Raw genomic sequence first — 7304 nt, forward strand, 5'->3', positions numbered from 1 at the left:
AGACCGCAGGAACGGATCCTGCGGTCTCGATGATTCCGATCCATTTCAATGGCGATGACCAAGAGAACCTTCCGCAGCAGGTTCGCCGATCGAGATGGCTCTGGAGAACGGGATGAGCTGGTACACGGCGGAGAGGCCGACCAGGACGTAGACGATCCGAGAAAGGATAGCTTCCTGACCACCGAACAACGTGGCTACAAGGTCGAACTGAAAGAGGCCGACGAAAAGCCAACTGATGCCACCGATGATGATCAGCAAAAGGGTGACGAGGTTGAGCGCGTGCATTTCTTCTTCCTTTGCGTGCTTATAATCGACCCAACGTTGCTGCGGCTCGCGCGTTCCACGGGTACTGCGCAATCATTCGTGATCTTTACCGGGGCGAGGGCCGCATGAACCACCCGGGGCCGAAGTAATCTTTGCAATAGGCGCGCTCGACCGCATCAGAACCGCTATGAGACGACCACGCGCGGTTCGTGGTCATGATGCTGGCAGAGACCGCCAACAACAAGCCTTCATCGATGAGACCTCCCTGTGGCTCGTCAGCGATATGGCAAGGACCGCGGAGAAGAACTTCCTCGAAAGATCGGCATGGCGCGAGTAGATTAACTGCGCGGCCGCAACTAGGTAGCCTCGTTTAGTGCGGTGGGTTGGTGACGCTGCTCTTCGTATCAACGTTACCTGTGGAATCGGTCATCCACGCGGAAATGGCGAAAACGAGGCCGCATACCATTGCCGCGAAAACCAGGATGATGGTAAAAGCTCGCAGGTCTGAAGGGGCATCGGACGAATATAACCAACGCTTTTACTCGTTCAACCCAGCCGTCAAATCGACTGCAACGGTTGCTCCCGGGTTTATGCGATATTTTTTTGGAGGTCGGCAGGTTTTGTCTGACGAATAATGCTGCTGAGCGAGCGATGCGGGGCTCGCGCCCGGCAAGAAGCCTAATCGGATCGCGGCGCTGGCCGTGCCGCGTTCATGGTCACGTTGATCATGACGGCAACGCTCAACGACATCGATCCGCGGGCATGGCTTGTCGACGTTCTCGCAAGCATCGCCGACATGCCGGTCACCTGTCCGTACCTCGATGATTGCCGTCAGAACTTCCGTCTCCTCCGATCCCACCTTTAGCGCATTCGATATCAGCTGTGGTGTTTATACTCTTTAGTGGGGGCAGCCATATTGTGCATTGCACACCTTGGGCAAAACAACATCATCGACAATGGCCTCGTTCGGAGCAGGCAGCTCGAAGGCACGCCCCAATCCTGATAGGTATCGGGTTGCTGAAACCTCTAAAAACGCTGCAAACCAGCGTGGATCGATTCCATCGGCTCGCAAAACCTGGCCGATCACGGCATCGTTCAGCATGTCTTCGGCTGTCATTTCCGGCATGATCGCCTCCTTTTCAGCTCTCAGATTCGCACGCCGATAAGAAGCGCTGATGTCCGCAGGAAGGTAAAACCAAGGCAATTCGCTCCGCGAGGAGCATGTGTCTACCAAACTGACCTGTTGTGGCTGTTGGTCAACGCCTTGGCGGCAGGACACCGTGTGTTTCCTTACATTCTATAGGATACTGCTATGCACCGACGTCTGCACCAACACATATAAAAAGAGGCCCGACCAAGCTGCGAAGCAGGATTCGGACCCCTCTTGCCGCTCGGGTTAGGGTTTGGGAACGGCAATGGCATGCTCTCCCAGAAATAGAATCGCGACAATCCCTCAAAATAGTGGAAACGAGCCGCCTCGTTACTCCTTTGGATCGTAGGTATCAGGCTGCAAGGAGGACGACACCTATCAAACACTGGCCAATGGCATGGCAAAGCTATGAAAGAAGTAACCTTCACGCCTTCATCCAGGACAGTCAGACACATACTTTTGATGGTGGGGAATAAACCTGAGGCTGCATTGTTCGATCCGACGAATCCAAAAGATGGCTCCGTCGATCAGTCTCCTGCGACCAATACGTAGAGCTGATGCTCTCCATGAACGCCATGCTGATAGAAGCTAATGATCTGGGCGGCCAATTCGGTGGCTTCGACTGTGCGCTTGCTGGCAAGTTTGGCTTCACACGCGCGATCGAATACTCTTTGCAACATCTCCAATTGATCCGGCTCGATCGGCTGAAGCAGTTGGACGTGATCGACGAGCATTTCGGTAGGCACTCCGTAAGCGGTCGTGGAAGCTATGGCCATCTTTCGGCAATGATATCGGTCGTCTTGTACATAGATCAAGCTGGCAACGTGCTGCGTTGAGCTGACAGGCACGATGAAAGGGGAGCTGCGGACCGCGGTCCAGGATAGCTGCGCTCGAACACAAGGCTCAAGCTTTCGAACATGGCCTTCAATCTTGGAGCTGTGGCGGGCGCGGATCGATAGCTTCTCGCGGTGACGAGCAATTAGGCAACGTGATGATGACGTTCGTCGAGCTCGTAAGGAAGTTCGACGGCACCGCGGATCGATCTCCACGTCCCATGGATGATCTGCGGATCCGTTCTCTTTATCATTTGCTTTGCTGGAAGCGCGCATCGGACCACAGCACACTTGCGATGCTCGTCGATGATTAAAGCTAGCCTGCTCTCGCCGCTCACGAAGGAGACCAGAGCCGGCGGGCGTGATCGATCTGCTTATCCATCTGTTCGCGTGTGGCGCCCTTGCGATATAGGTTCCAAACCATTTCTCGTTCGAGTTCCTCGAAACTCGCTCCTGCGATCTTGGCTTCGAGAATGAGATCTCGCGCGTTTCCTTCATCAAGAGTGCGAGAAGAAGAGTCCACATTCCCAAAGCACCCAATCACTTTCGACTTCCAGCTCATCGCCCGACTGCCTCCCTCATAGACTGCATATAAACAGCTTAGCACTATCGGAAGTGCGCTTGTAGCCGACATGGCATAGGCGGCTGTCCGTGCTGAGCTTCTTTAGAGGGCAACCGTCGCGGTTCAGGTGCGGGTCTCGCTCTTGTCAGAAAAGTGCCGTACCCAAAGCTTGGGCTCGCTCCAGCGTTTTAAGGTCTCCGGAGAGGGTGAAATTTCATCAAAATTTCATATTGGCCGGTTCATTCGGGCGGTTCGATCCGCTAGCCTTTAAGCATGGGGTTTTGGATCTCGCCTTTTTCCGTGTGGAAGACGACCGCTGCCGTTTCCTGGCGGGCCAAGCCCGTTTTTTCGGGAGCAAGGCTGTATCTTGCCGCAAGCGCGATGATTGCTCTTGCCGGCTTTGCCGCCCCGGCCAATGCTGCGCCGGCATGGTTCAATTCCCCCTATAATTACGTCGTTCTCGATCAGGACGTGCGGGTCGCACTCACCGAGTTCGGACGCAACCTTGGCCTGCCCGTGGTGCTGTCCGATGCCGTCAACGGCCGTGTCCGCGGACGAATCGAGGCCAGGACGGCCGGCGATTTCATGGAGCGCCTGGCCGGCGCCAATGGCCTGACCTGGTATTTCGACGGTTCCGTGCTGCATGTCAGCGCGGACAAGGAATTCGTGACGCGCGTTCTCGATGCCGGTCGCCTGCGCGGCGAGGCGGTGGCGAGCGAGATGCGCGAACTGGGTCTGGCTGATGAACGTTTCTCGCTCCGCGCGGCGCGCAACGGAAATGTCATAACAGTGTCAGGACCACCTGCTTACATCAATGTCGTCGGACAGCTCGTGGAGCGCATGCAGCCCGAACCGGTCGTTTCCGGTGACGATCCGCGCGTGCGTGTGTTTCGCGGCGGCGTGATGACGGAAGTCGTCTCGACCGGGCCGACAGAGGCCGACCAGTCCGGTTCGGATCGTGAGAATGCTGCCCGCAAGGCGCGGGCGGCTCGACCTTGAGACGGGTGGAAGGCGCTTTCGCTTGTCACCTAGCCTAAAAAAGAGGAGCAACGCATGGCAATGACCCCTGTTTCCGGAGTGGATTCCGGTTCGTTTTCGACGACCAACGGCGAAGCCGCTTTTGATGCGGCCCTGAACAACGCGCAGAGCGGCGAGATGACGCCCGAGATGGAAGAGATGATGATCGAGGGCGCCATCACCATCGGTGGCCAGATGATCATCATGCCGCGCGCCAACGACATTCTCAACGAAGCGATGTCCGACGAATAATCGTCTGAGAACTAGGTGCTCCTTTTGGAGGGAAAGTCATGACGACACCGATCGTGGCTGCGAGCGTGCAGCAGCCGACAGCAGTACAGGATGTGTTGCCGCAGGCGACCCAGAACCTGTTCGAACACGTCGCAGCCCAAGCCAAAGCTCTGCCGGAAGGTGCTGGACCGGCGCAGCTCGGCCAGGAAATGCTGCAGAACCTCAAGGGCTTTTTCGAGCGCAGCGGCAGCTTTGCCGAGCGTGCGAGCAGTCTGACGCAGCGCACGCCGCAGGCGACGGGCGGAGAGCTCGTCAGCGCCGGCTCGAAGGGCGCTGGCTTGGCCGATCTTTCGCAGACGCGGAATTCGGCAATCCCGGTCGACCAAAGCCAGATGGACAAAGTCATCCAGTCGCTCAGCATGATGTTCGATCATTCGATCGAGACGCAGCTCGTGGTGCGCGGTACGACCCAGGTATCGGGCGCAGCGAATACTCTGTTGCGCGGCCAGTGATGAACGCGCGTATTTCGGGGCTAACTACCTCCCTGGCCGCACCCTTGGTGCTTGCGCCATTGCGCAAGCTCGCAGGCGCGGCGCTTATCCTGTGTGCGCTGGTTCTATCCGGCTGCCAGGAGGATCTCTATACAAATCTTGCCGAGCGCGAAGCTAATTCCATGATCGCAACCCTGCAGCGGAACGGCATTCCGGCGAGCCGCATGCTGCAGGAGGACGGCCGCATGAAGGTGGTCGTCGATCGCGACCGCTTCTCCGAGGCGGTACGCGTGCTCGAAGATGCCGGCCTGCCGAAGCAGGCATTTGCTACCATGGGCGAAGTCTTCCAGCAGGAGGGCTTGGTCGCCTCGCCGATGCAGGAGCGCGCCAAGATGCTCTATGCGCTGTCGGAAGAACTTTCGAAGACGGTTTCGGAGATTGATGGCGTTCTCTCCGCACGCATCCATATCGTGCTGCCGGACAATGATCCGCTGCGCCGCGAAGCTTCGCCGTCCTCCGCTTCGGTCTTCATCCGACATGAGTCTGGCCTGAAGATCGATCCGCTCATTCCACAGATCAAGACGCTGGTCGCCAATGGTATCGCCGGCCTTTCCTATGACAAGGTCTCGGTCGTGCCTGTGGCCGCACCTGTCACGCAGCCGGCTTCGGCCACGCAACCGATGGTCGCCTTCCTCGGCCTCTGGATGCTGGAAACCAGCGTATCCCGCGCGATGTGGATCATTGGCGGCCTCGCCTTCCTCGTGGTCGCGCTCGCCGGCGCGCTGGCAGCGGTAATCTGGCGCCAGCGCGGTCAGCGCACCTATGAGCTAGAGAGCTACCGATGAGCGAGATGCCGGCAGATCTGCATCCGGATCGTATGGCGGCCTGTTTTCGCACGGTCGGCGCCACCGGCCTGCCGAAAAGACTGACGGCCGAGCCACGTTTCGCGGGGCGCCTCGCCGGCGTGCTGCACCGACATTACGATCTGACCGAGATGGACGAAGGCAGCGGTGCACCAGAAGATCAGGGCCTTGTCGCTCTTTCGCGCGACGAACTCGAACGGCTCGCCGTGCGTGCGGGCGTCATTCTTCGCGCCCGAGAATTTCTTCGGGAAATCCGGGGGCCGGTGCTGGCCGCCCTGGCCGAACGATTCGGCCCAGGCGCGCTCGAAGACGCCCGCCGGCATGTGGACCTTGCGGGCAATCGACCGCCGGCGATCGATCTCGACGGATTGGAAGCTGCCGTGAGCCTCGATGGCGAAGCGTGCCTTGCCGCCTGGATTGCGGCTTTGCCGGCGCCATTGTCGCGGCGGGTATGCCTGAAATGGCCGAACGACCACGCCGTACCGTCGACCGACGATGCCTATGTTATCGAACGGGGGCCGGTTATTCTGCGACGCCTAGCGTCCGTTGCGGGCCTTGGCGCATGACGGAAATGCCGAACCGGCCGCTCGCTCGTATCATCCGGGCGGAGGACGCAGCCAGTTGGATTGACGGGTTCGCGTTCCTGGAGCGGGCAAAGGCCGAGGCTGCGGCCATTCGTTCGACCGCCGAAGACGAAGTTGCCAAGGCGCGTGAAACGGGACGTCAGGAAGGACGCAAGTCCGGCGAGGCAGAAGCCGCGGCCCTCCTCATGTGCACCCAGGCGGATGTCGAACGCTATCTCGCATCGGTCGAGCCGATGGTGGCGGCGCTGGCCATGGAGATCGTCGAACGGGTGATCGGCACGATCGGCGACGCCGAACTTGTCGCGCGTGCGGCGCGCCAGGCGCTGGAAGCCCTACGCGAGGAAAATGCCGTCGTCGTAAATGTCGCGCCCGAGCTGGTGGGCGACGTGCAGCAGCATCTGGCTGCGATTGGCCCGACGGGTATGACCATTCGTATCTCTGCCGACCGGCATCTTTCGGCGCGGCAATGCATGGTGACGACGCCTGCGACGAGCATTGATGTCGGTATCGATGCGCAACTCGATGCGATCCGCGCCGCCATGAGCGAACAGGGCCGGAGCGGCGCATGAACCAGATGCGCCGCTCCGATCTCGATCCCATTCTGCCGCGTCTGTCGCTGGCGGTGTCCTCCGTCGATACGCGCCCGACGCGCGGCCGGGTTCGCGAGATCCGCGGCGTCATCGTTCATGCCAGTCTGCCGCAAGCGCGGATCGGCGAGCTCTGCCATCTGCGCGATCCGGTGACCGGGCGGCAGGTACCGGCCGAAGTCATAGGCTTCGAGGACGAGCGTGCGGTGCTTTCTCCGATCGGGGATCTGGAGGGAATGTCCGCGCGTGCCGAAGTCATCCCGACCGGGCGGGCCTTGCGGGTGCCGGTCGGCGAGGCTCTGCTGGGGCGGGTGATCGATCCGCTCGGGCGTGCGCTCGATGCCGGTTCGCCGATTCCGGCCACTACGGAGACCTATCCCGTGCAGGCCGATCCGCCGCATGCGCTGGAGCGTGACATCATCGAGCATCCATTGTGCCTTGGCGTGCGTGCGATCGATGGGTTGATGACCGTAGCCCGCGGTCAGCGCGTCGGCATTTTCGGCGAGCCGGGGGTGGGAAAGTCGTCACTCCTTGCCTCGATCGTCGCCGGCACCGAGGCGGACGTGATCGTCGTTGGCCTGATCGGCGAACGCGGCCGCGAAGTGCGGGAATTCGTCGATGTGCAACTGAGTGCGCGGGCGCGCAAAAAAGCCGTCACCGTGGTGGCGACGTCGGATCGCCCGGCCATCGAGCGCGTCAAGGCCGCCTATGTCGCGGCCCCC

Annotated in this window: 10 protein-coding genes and 2 pseudogenes; 9 read left to right on the forward strand and 3 right to left on the reverse strand. The window is 60.1% G+C overall.

What is annotated here, in order from left to right; genetic code table 11:
* Positions 1-45: 45 nt before the first annotated feature.
* The gene (locus ACE04I_RS17635; protein WP_046796850.1) at positions 46-285 is read right to left on the reverse strand and encodes a DUF378 domain-containing protein; all 240 of its coding nucleotides are present in this window, start codon (positions 283-285) and stop codon (positions 46-48) included.
* A 579-nt stretch (positions 286-864) separates the two neighbouring features.
* On the opposite strand from ACE04I_RS17635, the pseudogene ACE04I_RS17640 reads away from it, so the two are divergent.
* A pseudogene (locus tag ACE04I_RS17640) lies at positions 865-1129 on the forward strand (transposase domain-containing protein); the annotation flags it as partial.
* A 33-nt stretch (positions 1130-1162) separates the two neighbouring features.
* Here ACE04I_RS17640 and ACE04I_RS17645 read toward each other — a convergent pair.
* A complete protein-coding gene (locus ACE04I_RS17645) occupies positions 1163-1390 on the reverse strand; it encodes a hypothetical protein (RefSeq protein WP_487207394.1) in 228 nt (75 codons plus the stop codon).
* 590 nt (positions 1391-1980) lie between these two features.
* Between ACE04I_RS17645 and ACE04I_RS17650 the strand changes: the two genes are divergently transcribed.
* Entirely contained in the window at positions 1981-2250 is a 270-nt protein-coding gene (locus ACE04I_RS17650) for a hypothetical protein (RefSeq protein ID WP_487207395.1), read from the forward strand.
* Positions 2251-2581: 331 nt separating this feature from the next.
* Here the strand turns inward: ACE04I_RS17650 and ACE04I_RS17655 are convergent, their stop codons facing one another.
* Positions 2582-2809, reverse strand: a complete 228-nt coding sequence (locus ACE04I_RS17655) for a hypothetical protein (RefSeq protein WP_046796847.1) — start codon at positions 2807-2809, stop codon at positions 2582-2584.
* Between the two features lie 300 nt (positions 2810-3109).
* Here ACE04I_RS17655 and ACE04I_RS17660 point away from each other — a divergent pair, with 300 nt between their 5' ends.
* From ACE04I_RS17660 to ACE04I_RS17690, 7 genes and pseudogenes are all read left to right on the forward strand, one after another.
* Complete coding sequence (locus ACE04I_RS17660) at positions 3110-3808, forward strand: secretin N-terminal domain-containing protein (RefSeq protein WP_487207396.1); 699 nt, start codon at positions 3110-3112, stop codon at positions 3806-3808.
* 54 nt (positions 3809-3862) lie between these two features.
* Entirely contained in the window at positions 3863-4078 is a 216-nt protein-coding gene (locus ACE04I_RS17665) for a hypothetical protein (RefSeq protein WP_046796846.1), read from the forward strand.
* 38 nt (positions 4079-4116) lie between these two features.
* Positions 4117-4569: a hypothetical protein gene (locus ACE04I_RS17670; protein ID WP_487207397.1), complete on the forward strand. Its 453-nt coding sequence runs from the start codon at positions 4117-4119 to the stop codon at positions 4567-4569.
* A complete protein-coding gene (gene sctJ, locus ACE04I_RS17675; RefSeq protein WP_487207398.1) occupies positions 4569-5393 on the forward strand; it encodes a type III secretion system inner membrane ring lipoprotein SctJ in 825 nt (274 codons plus the stop codon). The genes ACE04I_RS17670 and sctJ overlap by 1 nt, the downstream gene beginning before the upstream one ends.
* Positions 5390-5977, forward strand: a complete 588-nt coding sequence (locus ACE04I_RS17680; RefSeq protein ID WP_046796844.1) for a hypothetical protein — start codon at positions 5390-5392, stop codon at positions 5975-5977. Before sctJ ends, ACE04I_RS17680 begins: the two co-directional genes overlap by 4 nt.
* On the forward strand, positions 5974-6564 hold the full coding sequence (gene sctL / locus ACE04I_RS17685) for a type III secretion system stator protein SctL (RefSeq protein ID WP_046796843.1): 591 nt from the start codon (positions 5974-5976) through the stop codon (positions 6562-6564). Before ACE04I_RS17680 ends, sctL begins: the two co-directional genes overlap by 4 nt.
* A pseudogene (locus ACE04I_RS17690) lies at positions 6561-7304 on the forward strand (EscN/YscN/HrcN family type III secretion system ATPase); the annotation flags it as partial. The gene sctL and the pseudogene ACE04I_RS17690, both read left to right, overlap by 4 nt.

The organism is Rhizobium moroccans (genome assembly GCF_057559155.1).

Coding starts and splice junctions, on each gene's coding strand:
- ACE04I_RS17635 (WP_046796850.1), bottom strand. CDS start 285: ATGCACGCGCTCAACCTCGTCACCCTTTTGCTGATCATCATCGGTGGC.
- ACE04I_RS17645 (WP_487207394.1), bottom strand. CDS start 1,390: ATGCCGGAAATGACAGCCGAAGACATGCTGAACGATGCCGTGATCGGC.
- ACE04I_RS17650 (WP_487207395.1), top strand. CDS start 1,981: ATGAACGCCATGCTGATAGAAGCTAATGATCTGGGCGGCCAATTCGGT.
- ACE04I_RS17655 (WP_046796847.1), bottom strand. CDS start 2,809: ATGAGCTGGAAGTCGAAAGTGATTGGGTGCTTTGGGAATGTGGACTCT.
- ACE04I_RS17665 (WP_046796846.1), top strand. CDS start 3,863: ATGGCAATGACCCCTGTTTCCGGAGTGGATTCCGGTTCGTTTTCGACG.
- ACE04I_RS17670 (WP_487207397.1), top strand. CDS start 4,117: ATGACGACACCGATCGTGGCTGCGAGCGTGCAGCAGCCGACAGCAGTA.
- sctJ (WP_487207398.1), top strand. CDS start 4,569: ATGAACGCGCGTATTTCGGGGCTAACTACCTCCCTGGCCGCACCCTTG.
- ACE04I_RS17680 (WP_046796844.1), top strand. CDS start 5,390: ATGAGCGAGATGCCGGCAGATCTGCATCCGGATCGTATGGCGGCCTGT.
- sctL (WP_046796843.1), top strand. CDS start 5,974: ATGACGGAAATGCCGAACCGGCCGCTCGCTCGTATCATCCGGGCGGAG.